The sequence below is a fragment of the Halobaculum sp. D14 genome (assembly GCF_051195135.1).
GTDB lineage: Archaea > Halobacteriota > Halobacteria > Halobacteriales > Haloferacaceae > JBNTKA01.
Genome location: NZ_JBNTKA010000002.1, coordinates 639,418 through 665,046, shown reverse-complemented (window position 1 = coordinate 665,046; position 25,629 = coordinate 639,418). Strand labels below are relative to the sequence as shown.

24 protein-coding genes are annotated in these 25,629 nt (G+C 71.9%); 7 read left to right on the top strand and 17 right to left on the bottom strand.

Annotation, left to right across the window (positions count from 1 at the left end; all coding sequences use genetic code 11):
* Positions 1–69 precede the first annotated feature (69 nt).
* Positions 70–1,128: a M42 family metallopeptidase gene (locus ACQUST_RS09175; protein ID WP_435127536.1), complete on the bottom strand. Its 1,059-nt coding sequence runs from the start codon at positions 1,126–1,128 to the stop codon at positions 70–72.
* A gap of 191 nt (positions 1,129–1,319) precedes the next feature.
* On the opposite strand from ACQUST_RS09175, the gene ACQUST_RS09170 reads away from it, so the two are divergent.
* Positions 1,320–1,583 (top strand): MTH865 family protein, encoded by a 264-nt coding sequence (locus ACQUST_RS09170; protein WP_435127534.1) that lies wholly within the window; start codon positions 1,320–1,322, stop codon positions 1,581–1,583.
* Positions 1,584–1,704: 121 nt separating this feature from the next.
* On the top strand, positions 1,705–2,319 hold the full coding sequence (locus ACQUST_RS09165; RefSeq protein ID WP_435127532.1) for a J domain-containing protein: 615 nt from the start codon (positions 1,705–1,707) through the stop codon (positions 2,317–2,319).
* A 51-nt stretch (positions 2,320–2,370) separates the two neighbouring features.
* Here ACQUST_RS09165 and kdgK1 read toward each other — a convergent pair whose 3' ends face one another.
* The 3 genes from kdgK1 to mutL form a co-directional block, all read right to left on the bottom strand.
* Complete coding sequence (gene kdgK1, locus ACQUST_RS09160) at positions 2,371–3,330, bottom strand: bifunctional 2-dehydro-3-deoxygluconokinase/2-dehydro-3-deoxygalactonokinase (protein WP_435127530.1); 960 nt, start codon at positions 3,328–3,330, stop codon at positions 2,371–2,373.
* Between the two features lie 158 nt (positions 3,331–3,488).
* Entirely contained in the window at positions 3,489–4,040 is a 552-nt protein-coding gene (locus tag ACQUST_RS09155; protein ID WP_435127528.1) for a type 1 glutamine amidotransferase domain-containing protein, read from the bottom strand.
* A gap of 143 nt (positions 4,041–4,183) precedes the next feature.
* Positions 4,184–6,634 carry a DNA mismatch repair endonuclease MutL gene (gene mutL, locus ACQUST_RS09150; RefSeq protein WP_435127526.1) on the bottom strand — a complete coding sequence of 817 codons (2,451 nt, stop codon included), beginning with the start codon at positions 6,632–6,634 and terminating at the stop codon, positions 4,184–4,186.
* A 228-nt stretch (positions 6,635–6,862) separates the two neighbouring features.
* Here mutL and ACQUST_RS09145 point away from each other — a divergent pair, with 228 nt between their 5' ends.
* Positions 6,863–7,900 carry a TSUP family transporter gene (locus ACQUST_RS09145; protein ID WP_435127524.1) on the top strand — a complete coding sequence of 346 codons (1,038 nt, stop codon included), beginning with the start codon at positions 6,863–6,865 and terminating at the stop codon, positions 7,898–7,900.
* Positions 7,901–8,039: 139 nt separating this feature from the next.
* Entirely contained in the window at positions 8,040–8,705 is a 666-nt protein-coding gene (locus ACQUST_RS09140; RefSeq protein ID WP_435127523.1) for a LiaF transmembrane domain-containing protein, read from the top strand.
* Between the two features lie 15 nt (positions 8,706–8,720).
* Here the strand turns inward: ACQUST_RS09140 and mutS are convergent, their stop codons facing one another.
* The 3 genes from mutS to ACQUST_RS09125 form a co-directional block, all read right to left on the bottom strand.
* Entirely contained in the window at positions 8,721–11,600 is a 2,880-nt protein-coding gene (mutS, locus tag ACQUST_RS09135) for a DNA mismatch repair protein MutS (RefSeq protein WP_435127521.1), read from the bottom strand.
* Positions 11,601–11,845: 245 nt separating this feature from the next.
* Entirely contained in the window at positions 11,846–12,205 is a 360-nt protein-coding gene (locus tag ACQUST_RS09130; protein WP_435127519.1) for a hypothetical protein, read from the bottom strand.
* 136 nt (positions 12,206–12,341) lie between these two features.
* Positions 12,342–12,752 carry a DUF7575 domain-containing protein gene (locus tag ACQUST_RS09125; RefSeq protein WP_435127517.1) on the bottom strand — a complete coding sequence of 137 codons (411 nt, stop codon included), beginning with the start codon at positions 12,750–12,752 and terminating at the stop codon, positions 12,342–12,344.
* Positions 12,753–12,856: 104 nt separating this feature from the next.
* On the opposite strand from ACQUST_RS09125, the gene ACQUST_RS09120 reads away from it, so the two are divergent.
* Positions 12,857–13,564: a DsbA family oxidoreductase gene (locus tag ACQUST_RS09120; protein WP_435127515.1), complete on the top strand. Its 708-nt coding sequence runs from the start codon at positions 12,857–12,859 to the stop codon at positions 13,562–13,564.
* Between the two features lie 475 nt (positions 13,565–14,039).
* Here ACQUST_RS09120 and ACQUST_RS09115 read toward each other — a convergent pair whose 3' ends face one another.
* The 6 genes from ACQUST_RS09115 to ACQUST_RS09090 all read right to left on the bottom strand — a co-directional run bounded on the left by ACQUST_RS09115 (position 14,040) and on the right by ACQUST_RS09090 (position 19,648).
* Positions 14,040–14,975 (bottom strand): branched-chain amino acid transaminase, encoded by a 936-nt coding sequence (locus ACQUST_RS09115; RefSeq protein WP_435127513.1) that lies wholly within the window; start codon positions 14,973–14,975, stop codon positions 14,040–14,042.
* Between the two features lie 80 nt (positions 14,976–15,055).
* Positions 15,056–15,751: a hypothetical protein gene (locus ACQUST_RS09110; RefSeq protein ID WP_435127512.1), complete on the bottom strand. Its 696-nt coding sequence runs from the start codon at positions 15,749–15,751 to the stop codon at positions 15,056–15,058.
* Between the two features lie 129 nt (positions 15,752–15,880).
* A complete protein-coding gene (ribB, locus tag ACQUST_RS09105) occupies positions 15,881–16,555 on the bottom strand; it encodes a 3,4-dihydroxy-2-butanone-4-phosphate synthase (protein ID WP_435127510.1) in 675 nt (224 codons plus the stop codon).
* Positions 16,552–17,325, bottom strand: coding sequence for a DUF120 domain-containing protein (locus ACQUST_RS09100; protein ID WP_435127508.1), 774 nt, complete (start codon positions 17,323–17,325; stop codon positions 16,552–16,554). Before ACQUST_RS09100 ends, ribB begins: the two co-directional genes overlap by 4 nt.
* 139 nt (positions 17,326–17,464) lie before the next feature.
* Entirely contained in the window at positions 17,465–18,496 is a 1,032-nt protein-coding gene (locus ACQUST_RS09095) for a hypothetical protein (RefSeq protein WP_435127506.1), read from the bottom strand.
* Between the two features lie 132 nt (positions 18,497–18,628).
* Positions 18,629–19,648 (bottom strand): WD40/YVTN/BNR-like repeat-containing protein, encoded by a 1,020-nt coding sequence (locus tag ACQUST_RS09090; RefSeq protein ID WP_435127504.1) that lies wholly within the window; start codon positions 19,646–19,648, stop codon positions 18,629–18,631.
* Between the two features lie 223 nt (positions 19,649–19,871).
* Here ACQUST_RS09090 and argS point away from each other — a divergent pair, with 223 nt between their 5' ends.
* On the top strand, positions 19,872–21,638 hold the full coding sequence (gene argS / locus ACQUST_RS09085; RefSeq protein WP_435127502.1) for an arginine--tRNA ligase: 1,767 nt from the start codon (positions 19,872–19,874) through the stop codon (positions 21,636–21,638).
* 130 nt (positions 21,639–21,768) lie between these two features.
* Here argS and ACQUST_RS09080 read toward each other — a convergent pair whose 3' ends face one another.
* The 3 genes from ACQUST_RS09080 to ACQUST_RS09070 form a co-directional block, all read right to left on the bottom strand.
* On the bottom strand, positions 21,769–21,921 hold the full coding sequence (locus ACQUST_RS09080; protein ID WP_435127500.1) for a hypothetical protein: 153 nt from the start codon (positions 21,919–21,921) through the stop codon (positions 21,769–21,771).
* A 69-nt stretch (positions 21,922–21,990) separates the two neighbouring features.
* Positions 21,991–23,199 (bottom strand): P-loop NTPase, encoded by a 1,209-nt coding sequence (locus tag ACQUST_RS09075; RefSeq protein WP_435127498.1) that lies wholly within the window; start codon positions 23,197–23,199, stop codon positions 21,991–21,993.
* Positions 23,200–23,370: 171 nt separating this feature from the next.
* Entirely contained in the window at positions 23,371–23,718 is a 348-nt protein-coding gene (locus ACQUST_RS09070) for a hypothetical protein (protein ID WP_435127497.1), read from the bottom strand.
* A 110-nt stretch (positions 23,719–23,828) separates the two neighbouring features.
* Between ACQUST_RS09070 and prf1 the strand changes: the two genes are divergently transcribed.
* Positions 23,829–25,085 (top strand): peptide chain release factor aRF-1, encoded by a 1,257-nt coding sequence (prf1, locus tag ACQUST_RS09065; RefSeq protein ID WP_435127495.1) that lies wholly within the window; start codon positions 23,829–23,831, stop codon positions 25,083–25,085.
* 58 nt (positions 25,086–25,143) lie between these two features.
* On the opposite strand, the gene ACQUST_RS09060 is transcribed toward prf1, so the two are convergent.
* On the bottom strand, positions 25,144–25,587 hold the full coding sequence (locus ACQUST_RS09060; RefSeq protein WP_435127493.1) for a DUF6276 family protein: 444 nt from the start codon (positions 25,585–25,587) through the stop codon (positions 25,144–25,146).
* Positions 25,588–25,629: the final 42 nt, after the last annotated feature.

The window sequence follows — 25,629 nt, the reverse complement described above, 5'->3', positions numbered from 1 at the left end:
CGGTTCAGGCCGACCGCGGTTCGGCGCGCGGAGCGAATCGCCGCCGCCGACCCGGCCTGCTCTGGCCGCCTACAGCGTGTAGTCGTTCTCGCCGGTTTCGGATTCGAGGAAGGCGGCGAGGAGGTCGATGGTGGCGGCGACGTCGTCGACGTTCGCGGTCTCGGTGACGGTGTGGAGGTACCGCGTCGGAATCGAGATGGCGCCGACGGGCTTCGCGCCGTTGGAGTTCTGGAAGCCGGCGGTGTCGGTGCCGCCGGCGGGCAGCACTTCGAGCTGGTGGTCGATGTCGTGCTCCTCGGCGACGTCGCGGATGCGGCGGTGGACCTTCGGGTTCGTGATGACCGACGAGTCTTTGAGTTTGATGGCGGTGCCGTCGCCGAGCCGCGTCACCTGCTTGTCGTCGTCGACGCCGGGGACGTCGCTGGCGACGGTGACGTCGAGCGCGACGGCGAGGTCCGGGTCGATGTCGACGCCGAGCGCCTCCGCGCCGCGGAGGCCGACCTCCTCCTGGACGGTGGCGCAGAAGTGGACGGTGACGTCGGGGTCGACGACCTGCTTTGCGGCTTCGAGCATCGCGAACAGGCAGACGCGGTCGTCGAGCGCCTTCCCGGTGACGGCGTCGCCCATCTGCACCGTCGTCTGCTCCATCGTGACGAGGTCGCCGACGGAGACGAGTTCCTCGACCGCCTCGGCGTCGCGGCCGACGTCGATGACGACGTCTTCGACCTCCTCGGCGGATTCGCGCTCCTCGTCGCTGAGCGTGTGCGGCGGCAGCGAGCCGATGACGCCGGTGAGGTCGCCGTTTTCGGCGTGGACGCGGACGCGCTGGGCGCGGAGGACGCGGGCGTCCCAGCCGCCGAGCGCGTCGACTTTCAGGAAGCCGTCGTCGGTGACGTGTTTCACCATGAAGCCGATTTCGTCCATGTGCGCGGCGACGGCGACCGAGTAGTCCGAGTCGCCCTCGACGGTGCCGACGACGTTCCCCATCGCGTCCGTCCGCACCTCGTCGGTGTGGTCGGCGAACTCGCGGCGGACGAGGTCGCGGATGCGGCCCTCGTAGCCGGGGACGCCGCTCTCCTCTGTCAGTTCGCGCAGCAGGTGGAAGTCGAAGTCGAGTTCGCGTACCATACCGGCCCGTCCGTCGCCGCGGAGAAGAAACCCCGGCGTTCCGGTCCCGTTCGCCGGCTCGGTGCGTCCGCGTCGGCGTCGACACGACCGGAGCGCGGACGCGACGTCGCGCCGTCCGTCCGACCGACAACTCACACCGAGTTTGGTGTTGTTCCGGAACGCTTTTGCGGGTCTCGGCCGGCGTACCGGGTATGACAGACGAAGACGTGGAAGCCGAGCTTCGCTCGCAGCTGATGGACGCGTTCGGCGGCGCCGACTTCCCGGTGTCGAACCAGATGGACCTCGTGCCGGCGCTGCCGAACGGCCCCGGCACGAAGTTCGAGGCCGGCGACACGTCGTTCACGGCGATGGAGATGGCGGCGAAGCTCGGCTCCCACCAGGAGTTCCCGTACGAGGACGCCGAGAGCCTCGTCGACGACGTCATCGAGGGGCTGAAGGCGGAAGGGATGATCTGACGGCGGCGACGCGCCAACCGCCTTCTTCGGCCCGCCGCTTCCCGCGGAGCGGCCGCTCCGTCAGTCGCTAGAACGTCGCCGGCGGCGAGGGATTCAAGCCCCGCTGCCGCCAACGACGACCGTGTTCGAGCAGTGGCTGGCGACGACGCCGCGGTGGCTGGTCGACGGCGTCGGCCTCGGCGTCGCGGCGTCGGTCGCCCTCGCCGTCGTCTTCGCGGCCGCGGTGCGCTGGCTGCCGGGGCCGGCGGCCGCGTCCGCGACGTGCGGCGACGGGTCGACGCGGCGCCGCGCCGAGATTCGCGACTACCTCCGCCGCATCGACGAGCGGTACGTCGAGCGGTACGACCTCGACGGCCACGAGGTCGCCTTCTACCTCCCCGACCGCGACGTCGCCATCACGTTCGACGCGCAGGCGTACTTCCGGCTCAGGAACGCCGACCGCGACGGCGCGCTATCCGTCGTGCTGTGTGAACACGAGATGCCGGGCCACCAGCTCGGCCGTCGGCTGCCGTTCGACGTCCCGGACGTCCACCTCGGCCCGCCGGAGGCGACGGACCCGGTGCGGTCGGCGTTCGAGACGCTCGGGCTTCCGTCGACGGCCGACGGCGACGCGGTCGAGCGCGCCTACCGCGAGAAGGTGAAGGAGGTCCACCCGGACCAGGGCGGGAGCCGCGAGGCGTTCACGGCGGTCAGGGAGGCGTACGCGACCGCGCAGAACCACGTCGAGCGTGAGTGAGTCCAGGCGGCTGCTTTTCGCGGTCGGCGCGCGGGCAGCGGTCGGTCCGGGCTACCGGGAGATGCCGCCGGCGCGCTCGCTGACGACCGCCTCGACTTCCTCGGGGGTGACGACGACGAGGTCGCCGCTCAGCGTCCGCTTCAGCGCGGCGGTCGCGGCGCCCCACTCGAGCGACTCCGGGACGGTGCCGCCGCGGCAGCGCTTCGCGAGGAAGCCGCCGACGAAGGCGTCGCCGGTGCCGATCGGGTCGAGCGTGTCGGCGTCGTATGCGGGCTGTTCGTGGACTTCGCCGGCGTGCAGCGCGAGCGCGCCGCGGGCGCCGCGGGTGAGGACGACCGTCTCGAAGCCGTGGTCGGTCGCGAGTCCGTGTGCGACCTCGACGGCGTCGCCGTCGCGGTCGAGCACCTCGGCGGCGTCGCGTTCGGCGACGACGAGCACGTCGACGGACGGGAACAGCCGTTCGCAGGCCGCCGCGGCCTCGTCGGGGGTCCACAGCTTCGACCGGTAGTTCAGGTCCATCGCCGTCGTCGCGCCGGCGGACCGGGCGGCGTCGAGCAGGTCGGCGGTCGCGTCCTCGGCGGCGTCGGACAGCGCCGGCGTGATGCCGCTGGTGTAGAAGTAGTCCGCGTCGGCGAGCGACGCCGACGGGAGTTCGTCGGCTGAGACGGTGGTGATGGCGGCGTCGGCGCGGTCGTAGACGACGTCGGTGCCGCGCGGTTCGCCGCCCTGTTCGAGGTAGTACGTGCCGAGCCGTGCGTCGTCGGCGTCGTCCCACGCGACGTCGGTGGTGACGCCGTGGCTGTGGAGGTCGCGGGTGACGCGGCGGCCGAGCGGCGAGTCCGGAAGCTTCGACAGCCACGCCGCGTCGAGGCCGAGCGAGGCGGCCGCGACGGCGACGTTGCTCTCGGCGCCGCCGATGCGGGCGTCGAGTTCGCGGGCGGTCTCCAGCCGGGTCCCCTCGGGCGGGGAGAGCCGGAGCATCGTCTCCCCGAACGTCGCGATGTCGGTCATGGTGCGTGGGTCGCCGGCGCCGTACAAGAAACGCGGGGGAAGCCGCCGGCGCCGAACGGCCCGCCGAACGCCGGCGGCGACGCGGACACCGACGGGGCCGTCCGGTGTGCCACCTCGCGGCGGAGTGCGGCCGTGCGCGACTGCGGTTCAGTGCCGGCTCAGTCGGCGGTCGCGCGCTCTGCGGCGTCGGCGTCGGGTTCGGCCCGCTCGAACAGGGCGCGCGTGAACGCCGGGAGGTCGTCCGGCACCCGCGAGGTGACGAGGTTGCCGTCGGTGACGACCGGCTCGTCGACGTAGGTCGCGCCGGCGTTCTCGACGTCGACTTCGAGCGTCCAGTAGCCGGTGACGTCGCGGCCGTCGATGGCGTCGGCGCTGATGAGCAACTGGGCGCCGTGACAGATGGCGCCGACGGGCTTTTCGCGCTCGTCGAAGGCGGCGACGACGTCGGCGGCGCGCGGCGACTCGGTCCGGAGTCGTTCGGGCGCGCGGCCGCCGGGGACGACGAGCAGGTCGAACTCCTCGGCGAGCGCGTCGGGGTCCCGCGCCGAGAGGTCGATGTCGGCGTCGAACTCGTAGCCGTGTTCGCCCTCGGCCGCGTCGCCGTCCGGCGTCGCGACCTGTACGTCGAACCCCTCCTCGCGGAGGCGGTAGTACGGGTAGCTGAACTCGCTGTCCTCGAAACCGTCGGTGGTGACGATGAGTCCGTTCATCAGTCTCACCTCGGTCGGTTCGAGCCGCCGCGGACGAGGCCGTCGCCCCCCGTCCGCGGCTCAGCAGGGAGTCTGGGGCCGCAGGCGGTAAAATCCAACGGTTCGTTCGAAAGTTCCGAGGTGTCGAAACGAAAAGAATGGAGTCACTCGGCGCGCCGCCCGGCGTGGCCGGGGTAGTCGCGCTCGAACCGGTCTTCGATTTCGTCGCGGCCGAACGCGACGACGACGGGGCGGCCGTGCGGGCAGGCGTACGGGTTCTCGCAGTCGTCGAGCGCGTCGAGCAGGTCCGCGACGGAGCCCTCCGTCAGCGACGTGTTCCCGGTGACGGACGGGTAGCACGCGAGGTCGGCGAGCAGCGCGTCCGCCACCTCCGCGACGGTGCGGTCGCCGGCGTCGACGTCCGCCGCGAACGCGCCGAGCACGTCGCGGAGCAGCGCCGGGTCGAGCGTCGCGTCGAACACGGCCGGCACCGCCGTGACTTCGACCGCGCGGTCGGCGGCGCCGTCACCGCTCCGCCCCTCGCCGCGGCCGCCGTCGGCGTCGCCGTCCGCGTTGCCGTCCGCGTTGCCAGCCGGGTCGGCGCGCTCGGCGCGGAAGCCGAGTTCGACGAGCGCGTCGCGGAACGTCTCGAACAGTTCGGCCTCCCGCGCCGTCAACGCGACCGTCACGGGCGACGCGAGCGTCTGCGACGGCGACGACTCCCGCGCCGCCGCCCGGAGCCGCTCGTAGTTCACGCGCTCGTCGGCCGCGTGCTGGTCGACCAGCACCAGCCCCTCGTCCGTCTCGCAGACGAGGTAGGTGTCGTCGTACTGACCGAGCACGCGCATCGACGGCAGCGACTCGTACTGCGTTCGCTCGTCCGTCGTGCCGCCGCCGAGCGTCGCCTGCGTCGGCGCGCCCCAGTTCCGCTCGGCGCCGGCGCCGCCCTCGTTCGCGGCGGGCTCGGAACCGCCGGCGGCTGAGTCGGCGTCCGCGGCGTCTGCGGCGTCTGCGGCGTTCCCGGCGTCCGCAGCCTCAGTAGCGCCTGCAGTTTCCGCGGCGTCTCCGGCGTCCGCGTCGGGGGACTGCCAGCCGCGCGGCGACGGCCTGTCAGTCCACGCGTCGTCGTGGCTCGGCTGCCGCGGCGGGTGGTCCGTCGGCCGGTCCGGTTCGGCGGTGTCGGCGCCGCTGTCGCCGACCGATTCGTGACCGGCGGCGTCGACTGCCGAGCCAGCCGGTCCGGTTCCGCCGGCGGCCGAGTCAGCCGGGTCGTCGTCGTCGGTTCCGTCAGCGTCGTGTTCGCCAGCGTCGACCCCGCCGGAGTCGACCCCGTCGGCGTCGCTTTCGTCGGCGTCGCCGTCGATTTCGGCGTCCTCGTCGCCGTCGTCGGCCGCCGAGTCGCCCCAGGCGTCAAGCACCGAGCGCGTCGTGTCGGACGCCGCCGCAGCCTCGGAGTCGGCTCCCGCGCCGTCGTCCGTCTCCGCAGCGTTCTCCGTCGAGTCGCCGTGTCCTGCGCCGCCGACGACTTCGGGGTCGACGGTGGCCTCGTCCGGCGCGGAGCGGCCGCGGGGCGCCGAGCGGCGAATCAGCCCGTGCGTCAGCAGCGCCTCGCGGACGGCCGCCTCGACCGTCTCGGCGACCGCGGCGTCGTCGTCGAACCGCACCTCGGTCTTCCGCGGGTGGACGTTCACGTCGACTGCTGCGGGCGGCACGTCGACGAACAGCACCGCGAACGGGTAGCGGTCCGGGGCGAGCTGGCCGCCGTAGGCGTCGACGACCGCCGAGCGCAGCCCGGCGTCACGGACCCACCGGCCGTTCACGAACGTCGTCAGGTACTCCCGGCCCGCCCGGGTCGTCTCCGGGTGCGACGTCAGTCCGGTGACGGCGACGTCGCCGTCGCGGGCGCTGTCCACGCCGAGCGATTCGGTGGTGGCGTCGACGTCGACCATGGATTCGGCGACTTCGCGGCCGTAGACGGCGAGCACGGCGGAGCGGCGGTCGCCGTCGCCGTTCGACGCGAACACCTCGCGGCCGTCGTGCTCCAGCGAAACGGCGACGCCCGGGTTCGCGAGCGCGTACGCCGAGACGACGCCGTTGATGCGGGAGAACTCCGTCGCCGGCGACTTCAGGAACTTGCGGCGCGCCGGCGTCTCGCCGAACAGGTCGCGGACCTCGACGACGGTGCCGGTCGGGCAGCCCGCGGGCTCGACGTCGCCGACGTCGCCGTGGGTCACCGTGAGTTCCGCGCCGGCGTCGGCGTCCGCGGGGCGGGAGCGCACCGTGAGTTCGGAGACGGCGCCGACGGTGTGCAGCGCCTCGCCGCGGAAGCCGAGCGTGCCGACGCCGGCGTCCAGGTCGTCGATGCCGTCGAGCTTGCTGGTGGCGTGTTTCGCGACGGCCTTCGGGAGCTGTTCGGGTGGCATGCCGCGGCCGTCGTCGCGGACGCGGACGCCGTCGATGCCGCCGCGGTCGACCGCGACGGCGACGCGGGACGCGCCGGCGTCGAGCGCGTTCTCGACGAGCTCCTTCACGACGGACGCGGGGCGTTCGACGACCTCGCCCGCCGCGATTTCGCGGACGGTGCGGTCGTCGAGCGCACGGATCTCGTCGGGCATTGACGGAGGTGTGGCGGCCGGCGCGTATCAATCCCGTGCTCACCGGCGGCGGAAGCAGCGGCGTTGAAGGAGTACATGTGACAAATTATGTCACAGCGCGTCGCTCCGGCAGGATTTATCTGTCACAGGCCACCCAAGACGGGCACCAACAGTGACCCGGACCCCACCCGTCGACGCCGACTCGGCAGCGACCGGCCCAGGCACCAGCGCGTGCGGAGGCGTTCACTGATGTTCGGCACCGGCATTCCGCCCGTCGGACTGCTCACGCTCGTCCTGCTCGGCTTCGTCATCGCGACGACCGTGAACACGTTCGCGATGGAGGCTGCGGTGCTGTTCACGCCCGCGTTCCTGTTCGTGTTCCCGGCGCTCGTCCCCGGGTTCCCGGCCCTCGAAATCAACGCCGCCATCGGCCTGGCGCTGTTCGTCGAACTGTTCGGCTACTCGTCGTCGGTGCTGGCGTACTGGTACCGCCACCAGATCGACTTCAACATCGCCGCGAAGCTGCTGGCGGTCACGGTGCCGGTCGCCGTCGTCGCCCGCGCCGGCTCGTACTTCGTCCCCGGCGACGTCCTGATGGTCGGGTTCGGAGTGCTGCTCGTCGTGCTCGCGGTCGTGCTGTACGAGGCGCACGAACACGGCCCATCGCTCGTCGACACGGTCGCCGAGAAGCCCGAACTCCCGCTGCTCGCCGTGCTCGAAGACGAGTACGAGCCGCGGACCCGCGTCATGACCGACACGCACAGCGCCGAGGAGACCCCGCCGAGCGCGCACATGGGGGGCGCGGCCGCCTCGCCCGACGAACGCCCGACGGGGAACGCGGTGATGGGCGACGGCGACGAGCCGACCGAGTTCCACCTCGAACTCCCCGACTTCCTCGTCACGCTGCTCGGCGGGACGCTCGCCGGCCTCGTCGGCATCGCGGTCGGCGAACTGACCCAGTCGATGCTGGCGCTCCGCCGCCGCGTCCCGCTCAAGCTGTCCACCGGGACGAGCGCGCTGGTGCTGCACGTCACCATCGTCGCCGCGCTGCTGTCGAACGTCGCGCTCCTCCGGTTCGCGCCCTCCGTCACCGGCGAAGGCTTCACGGTCCCGTTCGGCGTCGGCATCTTCGTCGCCACCGGCTGCCTGTTCGGCGGGCAGGCCGGCGCCTACCTCAACAACCGGCTGTCGGAGACCACCGTGATGGCGATGCTCATCGGCGTCTACTTCCTCGTCGGCGTGTTCGTCGTCGTGCGGACGCTGTTCCTCGGCGGCGCCGCCCACTGACGCCGAGCGGTTCGAGCCGCCACAGAATCTCGGCCGGTGGCCGGCAGCGTGCGAGCACCCATCACGGCGCAGTTTAAGCCCTGAGGGAGCGTCAGTAGACGTGTGTGAGCCGCTCAGCGGGGCTCACGCGGAGCACACCATGACAGATACATCCTCGGACACATCGGCGGTCACGGCGGCCCGGCGGCCGCGAACGCACCGGATTCTCGGCGGCCTCGTCGTCGCGCTCGGCGTGCTGCTGCTCGCGGACACCACCGGGCTGGTCGCCGTCGACGGCTTCGACGTGTTCCTCGCCGCGGCGCTCGTCGTGTACGGCGGCTACCGGCTGGTGAGCGAGCGCGCCGAACACCTGTTCTGGCCCGGGGCGGCCCTGCTGGTCGGTGCGGGCTGGCTGCTCGTCGAGTTCGACGTGCTGACCGGCGGGCAGGCCCGCCAGCTCTGGCCGCTCCTGCTCGTGCTGTTCGGCGCGTCGCTGCTGCGGGGACGCCGGCACGGCCGGGGCTTCGGCTCGGACGTCGTCGTCGGCACCGGCGGGCGCGTCGGCGACGCGAGCAGCGTCACCGCCGTCTTCGAGGACGCCCGGCTCGACCTCCGCGGCCTCGACATCCCGACGCCGGCCGCCGTCGAAGCCGTCGCCGTCTTCGGCGACGCCGAAGTCGTCGTCCCGGAGGACTGGGTCGTCGTCACCGACGCTACGGCCGTGTTCGGCAGCGTCCGCGACATGCGGCGCGCCCGGCCGACCGGCGACCCGGACCTGGTGCTCGACGGCGCCGCCATCTTCGGCGACGTCCGTCTCACCGACTGACCCGCCGCGGCACCGCTACTCGCCCGACTCCTCCAGCTGTTCTTGCCACTCCTGTACCTTGGCCATCAGCTCCACCGGCGGCGTCTCGGCGACGTCGGTGTCGCGGAGCGCGTCCAGCACCGCCGCGGCCTCCGGGTCGACGACCGAGCCGTCGCCGCCGTCGGTGGACTCCGCGGCAGCCGGTTCCGGTGCCGTCGCCGCCGTCGTTTCCGCCGCGTCCGTCCGCTCCGCAGTCCCCGTCTTCTCCGTCGTCTGGGTCGCAGCGTCGCCGGCCGCGGCGTCGCCGTCCGCGTCGGCGTCGACGAACTCGCCGGCCGAGAGGTCGAAGACGGCCTGCCGCGTCCGCGTGCCGCCGCCTTCGCCGTCCGCGTGGTCTGCGTCTCCGGCGCCGCCGGCGCCGCGGGCCTCGATTGCCTTCTCGGCGCGGAGCCGGTCGAGCACCTCGCCGGCGCGGTCGACGACCGGCCCCGGGACGCCGGCGAGGTCCGCGACGTGGACGCCGTAACTCCGGTCGGTCGGCCCCTCCCGGACCCGGCGCAGGAAGGTGACGTCGTCGCCGTCGCTGTCGGCGTCGCGGTCAGTGTCTCCGGCGCCCGATTCTTCCCCGTCGGCGCGCGAGGAGTCCGGGTCGCCGTCGACGGCGACGTGGACGTTCGCGACCCGCGGGAGGTGCTCGGCGAGCGACGTGAGTTCGTGGTAGTGGGTCGCGAACAGCGTCTTCGCGCGCACCTCGTTGTGGAGGTACTCGGTGGCGGCCCACGCGATGGAGATGCCGTCGTAGGTGGCGGTGCCGCGCCCCACCTCGTCGAGGATGACGAGCGAGTCCGCCGTCGCCGAGTGCAGGATGTTCGACAGCTCCTGCATCTCGACCATGAACGTCGAGCGGCCCTGCGCGAGCTCGTCGAGCGCGCCGACGCGGGTGTAGATGCCGTCGACGAGCGGCAGCGTCGCGGCGTCCGCCGGGACGAAACTCCCGGCCTGCGCGAGCAGCGAAATCAGGGCGCACTGCCGCATGTACGTCGACTTCCCGCTCATGTTCGGCCCGGTGACGACGAGGAAGCCGCGGTCGCGCGACAGCCGGAGGTCGTTCGGGACGAAGTCGGTGGTGCGCTCGACGACCGGGTGGCGGCCGGCGTCGATTTCGAGGACGTCGCCGTCGGTGAACGATGGCCGGACCCAGTCGTTGCCGGCGGCGTGCTCGGCGAGCGACGCCAGCGCGTCGAGTTCGGCGAGCGCGCGGCCGACGTCCTGCAGCAGCTCCGCGTCGTCGGCGACGCGGCCGCGGAGGTCGTCGACCAGTTCCCGTTCGCGGTCGCCGCGGGACTCCTCGAGGCGGAGCACGGTGCGTTCGCGCTCCTCCAGGTCGTCGGTGACGAACCGCTTCGAGTTCTTCAGCGTCTTGATTTCGCGGAAGTGCTCGGGGACGTCGTCGGCGACCGACCGGCCGACCTGGACGTAGTAGCCGTCGGTGGTGTTGCGGTCGACGGTGACGTGGCTGAGGCCGTACTGCCGCTTCACGCGGTCTGCGAGCGTGTCCAGCCACTCGCTCGCCTCCTCGTACTCGGCGACGAGTTCGTCGAGTTCGTCGTCGTAGCCGCGGGCGATGACGCCGCCGTCGCCGACGCTGCCCGGCGGCTCGTCGACGAGCGCCGCGTCGAGTTCGTCGTGGAGGCGGCGCGCCGCCGACTGGTCGGGCCGGGCGAGCACGTCCGCGACCGGGGAATCGGCGAGTTCGGTACCGTCGATGGCTGAGGCGAGCGCCGGGAGCCGGCCGAGCGCGTCGCGGACGGCGGCGAGGTCGCGCGGCCCCGCGCTCCCGCTGGACGCGCGAGCGGCGAGCCGTTCGAGGTCAGCGGTGCCGTCGAGCGCGTCGAGCAGGCGGTCCCGGGCGAGCGCCGCGGCCGCGAACGCCTCGACCGCGTCGTGCCGCCGCGCGAGTTCGTCGCGGTCGCGGACCGGCCGCGTTATCCACTCGCGGAGCAGCCGGGACCCGGCGGCGGTTTCGGTGTGGTCGACGGTGTCGAGCAGGGTGCCGTCGCGGCCGCCCTGCATCGTCTCGACCAGTTCGAGGTTGCGCTGGGTCGTGGCGTCGAGCGAGACGCGGCCGTCCGGGTCGAGCGTCCCGAGCCGCGTCATCGACGCGAGCACGCCGGCGCCGGTCTCGTCGACGTAGTGCAGCACCGCGCCGGCCGCGCCGACGGCGGCGTCCGCGTCGAGGCCGACGGCGTCCAGCGTCTCCGCCCCGAACTGCTCGCGGAGGCGGTGCCGGGCGCGGCCCGGCGCGAACGCCTCGGCGTCGTGCAGCGTCAGCCGCGCGTCGGTGCCGTCCCGGACCGCCGCGATGAGGTCGTCGCCGTTCGCGGCCGTGCCGCCGCCGCGGACGCCCGGCCCGGGCAGGACTTCGACGGGGGCGAACCGGTGGAGTTCCGCGCGGACCGCGGCGGCGTCGTCGACGGCGGCCGCGTGGAACCGGCCGGTGGTGACGTCCGCGAACGCGACGCCGTACTGGCCGCCGCCGAACTCGACGGCGCAGAGCCAGCGGGCGTCCGCGTCGTCCGGGTCGACGACCGTGCCCGGCGAGACGACGCGCTCGACCCGGCGGCGCAGGTCGCCGCCGTCGGTTTCGTACTGGTCGGCGACGGCGACCCGGTAGCCGCGCTCCACCAGCGCCTTCAGGTACGGCGTGAGTTCGGCGAGCGGCACGCCGGCCATCGGATACGACGAGCCGTGGCTCGACTTCTGTGACACCTTCAGGTCCAGTTCGTCCGCGACCAGTTCGGCGTCGTCGGCGAAGAACTCGTAGAAGTCGCCGCACTGCATCGCGAGGACCTCGGCGTCGGTGTCCGCCTTCAGCGCGAGGAACTCCTCGACGATGCCCGACGGCTCGTTCGACATACCGTGAACGGAGGGAGTCGACGCCTAAAACGGTGCGGTTCAGCGAGTGCGGACGCGGCGAGCGGCCGCGGTAAATCCGGTGCCGGCGACGCGTCCGGCGGGCGCCGCGGCTGGTCGGTTCGCGCCTCCGAGCAACGTCGCCCCGTTCCACGGGAGACGCCCCTACCCGTTCCCCGTGGCCGCGGCGACGGTGAAACGGCGGCGACGCGCCGCCTTTTAGATTTCGCTCCCCGCCGGGTGCGACGTCACCGGAGCGGGACGCCGGTCGCGGAGATGCCGACGAGGCCGAGCCACGACAGCAGCGCGAGCGCGAGCGACGCGGCGACCCAGCCGACGAGGGCGATGCCGGCCGCCGTAATCCAGCCGCCGCGGTACCGCCACTTGATGACGCCGAGGTACGCGAGCAGCGTCAACACGGGGCCCGCGAGCGGAATCCAGCCGAGGAGCGCCCCGGCGACCGTCCAGACGAGCGCGCCGATGAGCGCGGTCCAGACGGCGTGCTCGAACCCCCGTTCGTCGGCGAGCAGCGTCGCGCCGACGAAGATGCCGAAGCCGCCGACGAGCGCGCTCACCACGAACACGACGACAGAGTCGAACAGCGCCATGTCTCGTCGGTTCGCGTGCCGCCCCGAAAACCGTAGCGGCCCACCGCCCGCAGCCCGGTCTGCATCCCGCAGTCTGTAGTTCGCAGTCCCAGTCCAGTCCGCGGGCGCCGCGGACGCCGCGGGCGCCGTCCGTTCGTCAGCGTTCGTCGCCGCCGCGGGCGCCGTCCAGTTCGGCCGTACACCAGTGACAGAAGTCCAGCTCCGGGTCGACGTCGTTGCCGCAGCGGGGGCACGTGGTCGGTGCGCCGTCGGCCGCGGCTCGCCGAGCGGCGGCTGTTTCGTCGGCGCGGGCGAGCACGAACGCGTCGACGGCCGACGAGAGCACGACGACGAGCGGCGGGGCGAGCGTCGACAGGTCGACCGAGTCGCCGCCGACCATCGCCGCCAGCGCCGCGTCGGGGACGAACAGCAGCACGGCGGCGTACGTCGCGGCGAACCAGCCGAGCGCGCGGAGCCAGCGCCGGAGGTAGGCGTGTCCGAGGCCGGTGACGGTGAGCGCGAGCAGCGCGGCGAACCACGGCCGCAGCCGCGAGCGCGTCTCGTTCATGGTAGTTCCCACCGGTCGGTCAGCAAAAAGCCGTCGGTCGCACGAACCGGCGGGTGCGCCCGGTGGCGCGACCCTTTTCCGCCGGCAGCACCGCCTAGAACCCGATGAGCACACAGCAGCCCGACGACACGCTCGCGGTGTACGCCGACTTCGTCTGCCCGTTCTGCTACCTCGGCCGGGCGTCGCTCCGGACGTACCTCGCGGACCGCGCCGCCGGCGCGGCCGACGGCGACGACGCGACGAGCGACGACGGCGTCGCCGACGTGTCCGAGGTCGAGGCGGACCTGGACGTCGAGTGGCGGTTCTTCGACCTCCGGAGCCAGAAGCGCGGCCCGGACGGCGAGATTCGCGACGACGTCGACGACGGGAAGGACGAGGAGTACTTCGCGCAGGTCCGCGAGAACGTCGAGCGGCTGAAGGCGCAGTACGGCGCCGAGATGCTCGGCCTCGACGAGGTGCCGGACGTGGACTCGTGGGCGACCCAGCAGGCCGCGCTGTACGTCAAGCAGTCGTACGACCGCGCGACGTTCCTGTCGTTTTACGACGCGGTGCTCGACGCCTACTGGGTCGACGGCCGCGACATCGAACAGCCGGACGTCGTCGCGGAGCTCGCGGAGTCGGTCGGCGTCGACGGCGACGAGGTGCGCGACGCGATGGGCGACGAGAGCCTCAGCGCGGAGCTCGAACAGCAGTTCCAGCAGGCCCAGCGGCTCGGCATCTCGGGCGTCCCGACGTTCGTGTACGGCGAACACGCCGCCCGCGGCGCCGTCCCACCGGAGCACCTGGAGCGGCTCGTCGAAGCCGAACACTGACCGGGCACCGTCCCCGGTATCAGCCCCGGCATCAGCACCGGTATCAGTCTCGATACTCTCGCCGACGCGTTCTTGTACCCCGTCGGTGACGCGGCGGACATGAGCGCACAGACCGGTCAGCGCGTCCGGCTCGGCCTCGCCACCGCCGCCGTGCTCGCGGTGACGGCGGTCGCGGCGCTGGGGCTCGCCAGCATCGCCGTCTGAGCACCGCCGAGTCGACCCGGAGCAGTCGCCGTGTTCTCAGCCGCAGCGACGTCTTTCAGCAGCAGCGACGCTTCTCCGTTCCGTCCACGACTTCAGCCGACCGTTCGACCGCGCAGCCGACGCCGACACTGTTCGGTAGCGGACCCGCGAGTACCTGGGTGGGCAGCGTGAACCGAGTCGAAGCAGAAAGCCGAGCCGCAGACGTCGAAGTTCCGTGAGGTGCCGAAATCCGGGAAGCGCCGAAAACGCGGGAATCCCGGGCGGGTCGGCGTCAGACGTAGGTGAACCAGTCGTCGTGGTCGTCGGTTTCGCGTTCGACGAGGTCGAAGAACGCCTGCTGGAGTTCTTCGGTGACGGGGCCGCGGGTGCCGGAGCCGATTTCGACGTTGTCGACCTGCCGGATGGGCGTGACTTCGGCGGCGGAGCCGGTGAAGAACAGTTCGTCGGCGGTGTGGAGTTCGCCGCGGGAGATTGTGGCGTCGTCGTGGACCGTGTAGCCGCGCTCGCGGGCGAGCGTGATGACGGTGTCGCGGGTGATGCCGTCGAGGATGGACTCGGCGAGCCCGGGCGTGTACAGTTCGCCGTCGCGCACCAGGAAGATGTTCTCGCCGGGGCCCTCCGCGACGTTCCCCTCCTTGTTCAGGACGATGGCTTCGACGAAGCCGTTCCGGCGGGCCTCCTCGCCGGCGAGCATGCTGTTGACGTACAGCCCGGTCGTCTTGGCGTTCGTCGGAATCTGGCTGGAGGCGTGTTTCCGCCACGACGACACCATGACTTTGACGCCGTTTTCGAGCGCCTCGTCGCCGAGGTAGGCGCCCCACGGCCACGCGGCGATGGCGACGTCGGTCGGGCAGTCGCCGGGGGAGACGCCGAGGCTGTGGTAGCCGTAGAAGGCGATGGGGCGGATGTACGCCGAGTCGAGGTCGTTGCGCCGGACGACGTCCATCGTCGCCTCGGTGAGCTCCTCGCGGCTGTAGTCGATCTCCATGTCGTACGGCTTCGTGGACGCGAACAGCCGGTCGAGGTGCTCCTCCCAGCGGAACACCGCGGTCCCGTTCTGCGTGTCGTACGCCCGGACGCCCTCGAAGACGCCGGTGCCGTAGTGCAGCCCGTGCGTCAGGACGTGCGTCGTCGCGTCGTCCCAGTCGACGAACTCGCCGTTCTGCCAGATGACGCCGTCCTCCGCCATCTCCTCGAACGCGGTCATGGAGTGAGCGTCGCGCCGTCACGACTTAAATTCACGAGAATCGGCACGCCGGGCCGCACGTCCCCAGTGTGCGCCACGGACTACCCGGACGCGGCGCGCCGGCGGCGGTAGGCGTCGTACAGCGCCGGCAGCCCGAGCGGCAACGAAAGGACGCCGAACGCCGCCTCCGCGAACCGCGCCCGCGACGACCCGCGGACGGCGAGCGCGGCGGCGACGACGCCGAGCAGCGCCACCGCGTACGCCGCGTTGCTCCACGCCGGGACGTACGACGAGCAGTACGCCCAGCAGACGAACGTGTACGACGGCGCGTTCCACGTCGGCGGGTGGAGCTTGGGCAAGAAGAACCGGCAGTACGTCGTGAACGCCAGCATCGTCGCCGCCGGCACCGCCACGAGCCACGTCGACGCCGAGCCGACCCCGACGCCGACGTCAGCGTCGCCGCTGCCGCGTCGGCTCGCGAAGCGTTCGTACCCGGTCAGGACGAGCGCCGGTGCGGACGCGACGTACAGCCAGATGCCGAGCGTGTACGTCACGGGCCAGTGTTCGATGCGCGGCTGCCGGTACGGGAGCCGGAGCGACGCCGGCAGCGTCGCCCACGGGAACGACGGGTCCGGCACCGGATTCGTCAGGAAGGCGACCGCGGACAGCGCCGAGGCGGCGACGAACAGCCACGGGCCGGCGGCGGCCAGCCGTCGGACCGCCGCGTCGACGCTGTCGGCCGAGGCGTCCGCAGACCGCGCCGGCGACTCCGGCGGAGCGGGCGTGGTGTCGGTCACGTCCGCCGAGTGACTGCTCGTTCGGCTTGCCTGTTTCGGTGCCGACGCTCGGCGTCGGCGGCGACGACGGCGGAGCGGCTGGCGGCGACGACGAGAAACGGTCGGCGACGACGCGAGAGCAGGGGTGCGTTACCGCAGCGCGTCGACTAGCTGTTCGCCTTCGACGTACGGGACGTCGTGGCGGTCGGCGTAGGTGCGGGCGTCGGCGGGGCTGAGCGCGCCGCCGGTCTCGTCGTCGAGCATCTCGCACACCACGGCGGCCGGCGGCCGGTCCGCTTCGTCGGCGAGCGCGAGGCCGAGTTCGGTGTGGCCGACGCGGTCGGCGAGACCGTCGGCGGCGCCGCGGAGCACGTGGACGTGGCCGGGCGCGCGGAACTCGTCGGCGAACTCCGCGGGGCCGTAGTCGACGCCGGCGTCGACGGCGTCCGCCATCGACGAGAGCTCCGTGATGGTGCGGGCGCGGTCGTCGTCGGTGATGCCGGTGAAGGTGTCGCGGTGGTTCACGGGCAGCGAGAACGACGATCGGTCGTCGTACGCGAGTTCGTGGTCGCCGGCGACCGGGTGGGAGATGGCGTCCTCCATGAACGGCAGGTCGACGGCGTCGGCGACGTGGCCCGCGACGGCGACGCAGACGAGGCCGCCGGCGTCGTTCCGCATCCGGGCGACGTCGCGCGGCGTCACCGCGTCGGCGGGGTAGACGATGTCGGTTTCGCCCTCGCGGTCGTCGAAGTCGTGGACGAGCACCGGGTCGCCGGCGCGGAACGCGGCGACCGCGCGGTCGAGCCGCGGCGCCTGTCGGCTCACTGTTCCCCCGCGTCGGCCGCCGCGGGTTCGGTGGGGACGCCGGCCGCCTCGGCGGCCTCGACGGTGTCGGCCGCGGCGTCCTCGACGTGGACCGTGACCTCGTCGCCGTCGTCGAGTCCGAGTTCGTCGCGGAGCTTCGCCGGCGCGATGACCTCCGCTTTGTCCTCGTCGTGGTGGGTGCGCTCCGGGACGATGACGTGCGTCGGCTCGAACTCCGCGTCGTCGACGGAGACGGTGGCGGCGTAGCACGTCGCCGGCCCGAACGTCCGCTCGTCGTCCTCCCAGCCGTCGATGGGGATGCCGTCGACGGCGTCGAGGCCGGCGCGGGCGCGCACGGACCCCTCCGAGAGTTCGACGTTGAGCGTCCCGGGGAACGGCTCGTAGCCGAGCCGGTCGACGAACTGCGCGTGGTAGCCGTCCAGCTGGATGTAGTGGCGCCCCTCGCCCATCCCGGAGGTGACGGTGCCGGTGAGCGTCAGGCCGTCGTCGCCCTCGAACAGGCGGCGGTAGTCGGCGTACTCGGCGTGGAGCCGCCGTTCGCCGGCGTCGGTGACGGACACCCACTGGCCGTCGCTGACGACGTCGCGGTCGATGAGGTCGGCGCCGTCGAGCCGCTGGAGCCGCCGGGAGGCGGTCTGGCTCGACGCGTCCAGCCGGTCGCCGAGCGCGGCGCAGGAGACTTTCACGGGTTCGCGGAGCGCGCCGCGGAGCGCGACCGCCTTCAGCGCCGCCAGCTCGTCGTGGCCGACGGTCGAAGCGCTTGCTGCCATTACCGGTAGTCGGCGCCAGCCACGCAAAAGTGTAACGGATTCGGGAAGCATCCCAGAATCGTGATGGAGCGTCACGCAGCCGTGACGGCTCACGTCGCTGTGTCGGTTCTGCGCGGCGGCCGCGTGAAAAGGCGTCGGTTCAGGCGCGCTGCTTCCGTTCGAGTATCTTGCCGGAGGCGCCGACGGCGACGTCCGGGTACGTGCCGTTCTCGCCGTACGCCATCTCGCGGAGGTCCGAGTCGATGGGCGTCTCCATCTGCGCCCACTCCTCGCCGTACACCTTCTCGTAGGCGACGCCGCTCGAACCGACCGTCGCGACGTCGTCGTTCGCCGAGCGGGTGACGCCGTTCAGCGTCGCGCTGCCGACGTCGGTCGGCGTCCAGAGGTTGCAGTTGCAGTCCAGCCGGTATATCTTCCCGCCGCCGCCCGACACGTACGCCCGCTGCTGGCCGGAGTCGGTCTTGTAGCTGATGACGTCGTACAGCGGCACTTGCGAGTTCGGGATGCCGACGTCGGTCCACGTCGACCCGCCGTCTTCGGTCTCGAACGCGTTCGAGGAGGTGTCGACGGCGCGGACGGTCTGCGGCTTGCTGCTGTGGACGTCGATGGCGGCCAGTTTCGAGCCGCTCCCGGGCTTCGCGACCGACCCCCACTCGACGCAGCCCTCGTCGTTCGTCGTCCCCTTCAGCACCTCGCCGGAGCCGTTGGCCGCGTAGATGGTCTCGTTCTCGCGGGTGCCCGTGACGGCGACGGCCTCCCACGTCGACGTCTTCCCCTTCGGCGCGGAGTAGTTGTACTTGAGCCCGGAGACGTTGTCGTACGCGCCGATGACGCCGGAGCCGCCGACGAACCACACCCGCTTGCCGTCGTCGGTCGTCGCCATCGCGCGCAGCGTGTTCGCCCGGGTCGCCGGCCCGTTCTCGACGACGACTTTCCAGGTGCCGTAGTCGGTCCACTTCAGGACGTTCCCGTCCTGCCCGCAGGCCATCGGCCCCTCGTTCGACATCACCGTCGAGTACAGCGTCTTCGACGTCGGTGACGTCGCCTCGTACCACCCCGTGTCCGTCACGGCGCGCGCGGTGCCGACGACCGCGGGTGCCCCGGCGGCCGCCGCCGCGAGCCCGCCCGTCGCCCTGAGCACCGTCCGCCGCGTGTGTGCGCTCTCAGACATCGTCCCAACAGCCCACCAGACACCGCGTCCACCCAAAGTAATTTTGGCCAATGAGTATATGAAAATAAGTTCGCGTGGCTGTTCGTGCAGCGTCAGCGGCCGTCCGAGAAGCCGGGGTCGCGGCCCCGCCCGTCACCGCTCGAATATCTCGCCCCCGTTTCCCACGACGACGTCCGGGTCGCCACCGGACCCGATGACGCAGCCGTGGAGGTCGGAGCCCGCGCCGACGACGGTGTTGGTCCACGCCGCCTCCTCGCCGGTCCGCTCGTAGACGTAGCCGGACTCGCCCGCGCCGAGCAGGTACCGGCCGTCGCGTTCGAGCGCGAGGAACGACTTCGCGGCCGGCTTCGTCGGCGTCCACAGCCGGCAGGTGCAGTCCTGCCGCCAGACGCGGCCGTTGCCGCCGCCGGCGTAGATGCGGTCCGGGCCGCTCACGACGGCGTTCATGGAGTTCTGCGCGTCGGCGATGCCGACCTGCGTCCAGGAGTCGCCGCCGTCGGTCGTCTCGAAGACGCGGGCCGCGGTGGTGACGACGCGGCCGGCGTCGCGCGTGTGGAAGTCGACGCCGTTCACGGTGGTCGCGCCGCCCGTGTCGAGGACGGTCCACGTCAGCGAGCCGTCGTCGCCGCGGACGCCGCACAGCAGTTCGCCCGACCCGCTCGCCGCGTACACCCGCTCGTCGCCGACGGCGCCGACGACGTCGACCGCGGTGAGCGTCGACGCGTACCCGTTCGGCGTCGAGTGGTCGCGCGCGGTGCCGGCGTCGACGCGGTACTCGCCGACCGTGCCGGACGCGCCGACGGACCAGACGCCGCCGCCGTCGTCGGTGACCCCGAGCCCGTACAGCGTCTTGTTCTTCCCGCGCGGCCCGTCGCCGTCGAGGACCGCCCAGCCGTCGGCGCCGCGCCGGAGCAGCACGCCGCTGTCGCCGCAGGCGTACGCGCCGTCCGCAGCCGCCTCCACGGCGTACAGCGGCTTCGACGTCGGAGAGTCGACGGCGCGCCAGCCGTTGGCCGCGCCGCGGCGCCGCACGGTGACGTCGGTGATGCTCCGCGCCGCGGCGTCGTCAGACCCGGCGAACAGTCCGGCGGCGACGCCGACGCTGGCCGCAGCCGCCCGCAGCACTCCGCGCCTCGACGTTCCCCGCGGCATCTACCGGACCGATACGCAGTTTTATTCCAAAAGGATACTGGCCAAAATTCTTGTTTTTATCCGCGAAATATTCGTTCGCGTCGACGATTCGCCGTCAGTCGCGCTCGGGCGGTGGCGCCTGTCCGGCGTCGCTCGCGGCTGGCAGACATGGCTCGCCGCTGGCGGGCGTGGCTCGTCGCGCCGTTCGGAAACCCCTTTATCGCGGGCCGCGGAACCGTTCGGCATGTTCAGACAGTTCCGGTCGGCCGTCGAGGCGGCGCTGACGGACGCGCTCGCCGACCTCGACTACCCGACGGACGACCTCGGCATCGAGGAGCCTCCGGGCGACGTGGCGGCGACGCTGGCGTCGAGCGTCGCGTTCAGGCTCGCCGACGAGGCGGGCGCCCCGCCGGCGCAGGTCGCCGCGGAGGTCGCCGACGAGGTGGACGTCGACGGCACCGACTACCTCGTGGACGTCGACACCAGCGGCCCGTACCTCAACTTCTTCACGGGCGAGGCGTACCTCGCGGACACGCTCGAAGCGGCCCGGAGCGACGACTACGGTGCGCTCCCGCCGAAGGAGGAGTCGGTCGTCGTCGAACACACCTCGGCGAACCCGACCGGCCCGGTCCACGTCGGCCGCGCCCGCAACCCCATCATCGGCGACGCCGTCGCGAACGCGCTGGAGTACGCCGGCTACGACGTCGAACGGCACTACTACGTCAACGACGCCGGCCGGCAGATGGCGGTGTTCACGTGGGCGTACGAGACGTTCGACGAGTCCGACCTGCCCGACCCGGAGCGCGACAAGCCCGACTACGACCTCGTCCGGTACTACCGGAAGGGGAACGCGTTCCTCGAAGACGGCCCGGAGGAGGCGGTCGCGGAGGCGGAAGCCGAAATCGAGTCCATCATGCAGGGGCTCGAATCCGGCGACGAGGAGACGTTCGAGCGCGTCAGCGAAGTCGTCGACGCGGTGCTGGCCGGGATGCGGGAGACGCTGTCGCGGCTCCCCGCCGAGTTCGACGAGTTCGTGAAGGAGACGCGGTTCATCCGGGACGACTCGGCCGACGAAATCGTCGCGGAGCTGAAAGCGAGCGACCACGCCGAACTCGACGACGGGGCGTGGGTGCTCGACCTGGAGGAGTGGGGCATCGACAAGGAGTTCGTGTTCCTGCGGTCCGACGGCACGACGCTGTACACGACCCGCGACCTCGCACACCACGAGTGGAAGTTCGACAACTTCGACCGCGCCGTCACGGTGCTCGGCGAGGACCAGCGGCTGCACGCCAGCCAGCTGGAAGCAGCCCTCGACGTCCTCGGCAACGACACCGACCGGCTCACCTCGATGTTCTACTCGTGGGTGAACCTCCCCGGCGGCGAGGGGATGAGCACCCGCGAGGGCACCGGCGTCGACCTCGACGACCTGCTCGACGAAGCCGTCTCGCGCGCCCGCGACGAGGTCGAAACCCGGATGGAGGACCGCATCCGCGACGACGACCTCGACGAGTCTGACGTCGAGCGCATCGCCGAACAGGTCGGCGTCGGCGCGGTCCGGTACGACATCGTCTCGAAGCAGCCGACCAAGAGCATCACGTTCGAGTGGGAGCACGCGCTCGACTTCGAGGCGCAGTCCGCGCCGTACGTCCAGTACGTCCACGCGCGCTGCTGCGGCATCGTCGACGAGGCCGCCGCCGAGGGGCTCGACCCGGACGGCCTCGACGTCGACCCGGACGCGCTCCAGTCGCAGGAGGCGCGCGACCTGCTGCGCGTCACCGCGCGGCTCCCCGCCGTCATCGAAGGCGCCGCCGACGACCTCGAACCGCACCGCGTCGCCACCTACACCCGTGAGTTCGCGGAGACGTTCAACGCCTTCTACCGCGAGTGCCCGGTGTTGAGCGCCGAGGACGGCCGGACCCGCGACGCCCGGCTTGCGCTCGTCGCCGCCGCCCGCAACACGGTCGCGAACGCGCTCGACGTGCTCGGCGTCGCCGCGCCGGAGTCGATGTAGCCGCGCCGGACAGCCACCGCTCGGCGCGCGCGTCGACCCCGCAGAAGCCGTTTTCCCAGAGATTAGTTCCGACCTCACTTCCACCGGCGTCGTCGCCGGCGGCGACGCCACCGGCCGTTTCGCCGCCGACTCAGACCAGGACGGGGAGCAGCCCCGGCGGCGGCGTGACGAGCGAGCCGCCGACGACGTTGATCGCGTACGCGCCCAGTCCGAGCGCGAGCACGAGGAAGACCAGAATCCACCACAGCGGCACGGAACTGTCCCGGGACTCGACTTGACTCATGTCCGAGAGAGGTCGTGCCGTCAAGAAGAAAGTCCCGGTTCCGGCGCTCGCGACCGACCGACCCGAGCGCTACCGGAACAGCCGGCCGAGGAAGCCGCCGCTGTCGTCGTCGCCCTCGTCCTCCTCTTCGTCTCCGGTCGCCGCCTCGGCGCGGTCGCGGCTCTGCTCGGCGAACGGGATGACGTCGTCGCCGAGCTCCGCGGACTCGCCGGACTCGGCGTCCTCGACGGTGACGGCGTCGTCGCGGACCGCGGCGAACTCCTCCTCGCCGAGCACCGTCGTCCGCGCCGCCGCGCCCGCGTCGTCCTCCTCCGCCTCGTCGTCGATGATGACCGCGTCGTCCTCGTCCGGCTCCGGCGACGGCTCCGACGCCGCCGAATCGGACCCGGCTTCGGCCTCGGATTCAGCCACGGACTCCGATTCAGCCACGGACTCCGATTCAGCCACGGACTCCGATTCAGCCACGGACTCCGATTCAGCCACGGATTCGGCTTCGGGCGCTTCGGCTCGGTCCTCGTCGGCGGGGACGTCGACGGCGACGTCCGCGGCGGTGGTGGAGTCGTCGACCTCGGCGAGCGGCGGCCGAATCGGTTCGCCGGTGAGCGACGACGCGAGCGACCGGTAGGCGGCCGCGGCGTCGCTGCCGGGCGCGTACGTCGCCAGCGGCTCGCCGGCGTCAATGGCCTCGGCGACCGCGTCGTCCTCGGGAATCGTGCCGAGCACCGGCACGTCGAGCGGCCCGGCGTCGGCGTCCGAGTCGGCGTGGGTGAGCGCGACGCCCGCGACGGTGCCGCCGAGCCGGTCGGTGAGGTCGCGGGTCTTCGCGGTGTCCGTGAGCGCGTCCCGCGTCGGCGTCGACACCAGGAGGACGCCGTCCGCGAGCGACAGCGGCAGCGCGGACTCGTGTGAGAGCCCGGCGGCGGTGTCGACGACGACGTACTCGGCGCTCGTGATGGCGGTCAGCACCTCCTTCAGCCGAGACGGGTCGGCCTTCCGGAAGGCGTCGAGCGAACTGCTGCCGGGGACGACGGCGAGGCCGTGCGGCCCCTCGTAGGTCGCCGCCGCCGGGTCCGCCTCCCCCGCGAGTACGTCGTGCAGCGTCGGGTCGGCGGCGGCGACGTCGACGCCGAGCGCCGCCGCGAGGTTCGCGCCGCCCAGGTCGCCGTCGACCGCGACGGTGTCGTAGCCCGCCGCTGCGAGCGTCGCCGCGAGGTTGGCGGCGGTCGTCGTCTTCCCGACGCCGCCCTTCGCGCTCGCGATGGCGTAGAGTTTCGGCATTTTACGGTTGATACGGTGGGGTGGCGTTATAAACTTGGTTCCCCGAACGAGCGTCCGCGGGAATCGGAACGGCCGAAACCGGCGTCGTCGCCGCGGACGCACCCGAACGGTTCCGCGCGACGGCCCGACACCTCGGGTGTGATTACCCGACGCGGCTCGCCTCCAGCCGGCCTACTCGTCGTCGCGCCCGCCGTCCCGTTCGCCGGTCGGGCCGCCGGCCCCGTCACCGGGAGCGTCTCCGGCGTTTTCCTGGCCGTCTCCGGCGTTTTCCTGGCCGTCTCCGGCGTGTTCCTGCCCGGCGTCGACGTCGGTGGCGGCGCGGAGGTCGCGGCGGAGCCGGGCGGCGCGTTCGCGGACGGTGTCGGTGTCGGCGTCTGCGGCGATGGCGTCGATGAGCGCGTCGAGCGTCGCCGGCGACGGCTCGTCGGGGTGGTCGTCCGGGTTCACGCTCCGGAGCGCGTCCGGTAGCAGTCCGTCGTCGCCGCGCTGTTCGTCGTCCGAGATCCGGTCGTCTGGCACGGCAGACATGTTACTGTAGTAACGTTAAATCGGTGTCGTGTTTCTCGCCGGGCGGCGACGACCGTGTTATTCAACAGGTACTTACACGCAGGCCGGCGAACTGTGACGTAATGAGCAGCGACGCGGACGATGGACAGCCGAGCGAGGACCGCCGGAAGTACGAGTTCCGGAAGGTACTCGACGAACTCGACGAGTTCGAGGGGTCGGGGACTCAGCTCGTCACCATCTACATTCCCGAGGACAAGCAGATTTCCGACGTGGTGGCCCACGTCACCCAAGAGCACAGCGAGGCGTCCAACATCAAGTCCAAGCAGACCCGGACGAACGTCCAGGACGCGCTCACCAGCATCAAAGACCGGCTCCGCTACTACGACACCTACCCGCCCGACAACGGCATCGTCATCTTCTCCGGCGCCGTCGACGCCGGCGGCGGCCAGACGGACATGGTGACGCGGGTGCTGGAGTCGCCGCCGGAGCCGGTGCAGTCGTTCCGGTACCACTGCGACTCGGACTTCCTCACCGAGCCGCTCGAGGAGATGATGAGCGACAAGGGGCTGTTCGGCCTCATCGTCCTCGACCGGCGGGAAGCGAACGTCGGCTGGCTGAAGGGGAAGCGCGTCGAGCCCGTCAAGTCGGCGTCGTCGCTCGTCCCCGGGAAGCAGCGGAAAGGCGGCCAGTCCGCCCAGCGGTTCGCGCGGCTGCGGCTCGAAGCCATCGACAACTTCTATCAGGAGGTCGCGGAGATGGCGAACGACCTGATGGTGCCCGAGCGGCACAACCTCGACGGCATCCTCGTCGGCGGGCCGTCCCCGACGAAAGACGAGTTCCTCGACGGCGACTACCTCCACCACGAACTGCAGGACAAGGTGCTCGGGAAGTTCGACATCGCCTACACCGACGAGTCCGGCCTGTACGACATCGTCGACGCCGCCCAGGAGGTGCTCGCGGACCAGGAGGTCGTCAAGGACAAACGGCAGATGGAGGAGTTCTTCGAGAAGCTCCACACCGGCGAGCAGGCCACCTACGGCTTCGACGAGACCCGGCAGAACCTCATGATGGGGTCGGTGGAGCGGCTGCTGCTCTCCGAGGACCTCCACCACGACGTCGTCGCGTACACCTGCCCGAACGACCACGACGAGTTCGAAATCGTGGAGCGCCGCCACGACGTCCCCGAACACACCTGTACGACCTGCGGCGAGGAGGCCGAGCCGGGCGAGCGCGAGGACGTCGTCGAACACCTCATCGACATCGCCGAACAGCGCGGCACCGAAACCAAGTTCATCTCCACCGACTTCGAGAAGGGCGAACAGCTCATGGACGCCTTCGGCGGCATCGCCGGCATCCTCCGGTACGAAACCGGCGTCTAACCACACCTTCGACGCCGACACCGACGCTTCTCTCGCTGCTTCCTCCGCCGGGCCGGGGTCACTGCTCCAGCAGCGACTCGAACTGCCGACGGCGACGGTCGACGTCGAACGCGGGCGTCACCGACGACGACTCCGCCAGTCGGCGGAGCGTCAGCGACACGTCGACGCCGGCGCGTTCGGCTTCGTCACGGAGCGCGCGGACGGACTGTTTCCGGAGCGCGAGCGACGGCAGCGCGCCGAGCAGCAGCGCGAACGCCACGCCGCCGCGGCCGCTCGGGAACGCCTCGTCGACGCGGCGGAACGGCGACGGCTCGGCGTCCGCCTCCGCGTCCGGGTCGACGTCCGGTTCCGCGTCGGCGTCGGCGCTCGGTGCCGCGGCGACGTCGAGACACTCGGTGCAGACGGCGGCGACTGCGGCGTCCTCGGGGGCGTGTTCGCGGAGCGCCGCCGGCACTCGGAACGTCACCGCGTCGGCGCCGCACGAATCGCAGGTCGTGCTCACACGGGTCGCTCGGGCCGCCGACGGCTAAAGCGTGCCCCGTCG

Coding starts and splice junctions, on each gene's coding strand:
- mutL (WP_435127526.1), bottom strand. CDS start 6,634: ATGCCCGACGAGATCCGTGCGCTCGACGACCGCACCGTCCGCGAAATC.
- ACQUST_RS09145 (WP_435127524.1), top strand. CDS start 6,863: ATGTTCGGCACCGGCATTCCGCCCGTCGGACTGCTCACGCTCGTCCTG.
- ACQUST_RS09170 (WP_435127534.1), top strand. CDS start 1,320: ATGACAGACGAAGACGTGGAAGCCGAGCTTCGCTCGCAGCTGATGGAC.
- argS (WP_435127502.1), top strand. CDS start 19,872: ATGTTCAGACAGTTCCGGTCGGCCGTCGAGGCGGCGCTGACGGACGCG.
- kdgK1 (WP_435127530.1), bottom strand. CDS start 3,330: ATGACCGACATCGCGACGTTCGGGGAGACGATGCTCCGGCTCTCCCCG.
- mutS (WP_435127521.1), bottom strand. CDS start 11,600: ATGTCGAACGAGCCGTCGGGCATCGTCGAGGAGTTCCTCGCGCTGAAG.
- ACQUST_RS09075 (WP_435127498.1), bottom strand. CDS start 23,199: ATGCCGAAACTCTACGCCATCGCGAGCGCGAAGGGCGGCGTCGGGAAG.
- prf1 (WP_435127495.1), top strand. CDS start 23,829: ATGAGCAGCGACGCGGACGATGGACAGCCGAGCGAGGACCGCCGGAAG.
- ACQUST_RS09080 (WP_435127500.1), bottom strand. CDS start 21,921: ATGAGTCAAGTCGAGTCCCGGGACAGTTCCGTGCCGCTGTGGTGGATT.
- ACQUST_RS09120 (WP_435127515.1), top strand. CDS start 12,857: ATGAGCACACAGCAGCCCGACGACACGCTCGCGGTGTACGCCGACTTC.
- ACQUST_RS09115 (WP_435127513.1), bottom strand. CDS start 14,975: ATGACCGCGTTCGAGGAGATGGCGGAGGACGGCGTCATCTGGCAGAAC.
- ACQUST_RS09130 (WP_435127519.1), bottom strand. CDS start 12,205: ATGGCGCTGTTCGACTCTGTCGTCGTGTTCGTGGTGAGCGCGCTCGTC.
- ACQUST_RS09140 (WP_435127523.1), top strand. CDS start 8,040: ATGACAGATACATCCTCGGACACATCGGCGGTCACGGCGGCCCGGCGG.
- ACQUST_RS09175 (WP_435127536.1), bottom strand. CDS start 1,128: ATGGTACGCGAACTCGACTTCGACTTCCACCTGCTGCGCGAACTGACA.
- ACQUST_RS09100 (WP_435127508.1), bottom strand. CDS start 17,325: ATGGCAGCAAGCGCTTCGACCGTCGGCCACGACGAGCTGGCGGCGCTG.
- ACQUST_RS09125 (WP_435127517.1), bottom strand. CDS start 12,752: ATGAACGAGACGCGCTCGCGGCTGCGGCCGTGGTTCGCCGCGCTGCTC.
- ACQUST_RS09090 (WP_435127504.1), bottom strand. CDS start 19,648: ATGCCGCGGGGAACGTCGAGGCGCGGAGTGCTGCGGGCGGCTGCGGCC.
- ACQUST_RS09155 (WP_435127528.1), bottom strand. CDS start 4,040: ATGAACGGACTCATCGTCACCACCGACGGTTTCGAGGACAGCGAGTTC.
- ACQUST_RS09095 (WP_435127506.1), bottom strand. CDS start 18,496: ATGTCTGAGAGCGCACACACGCGGCGGACGGTGCTCAGGGCGACGGGC.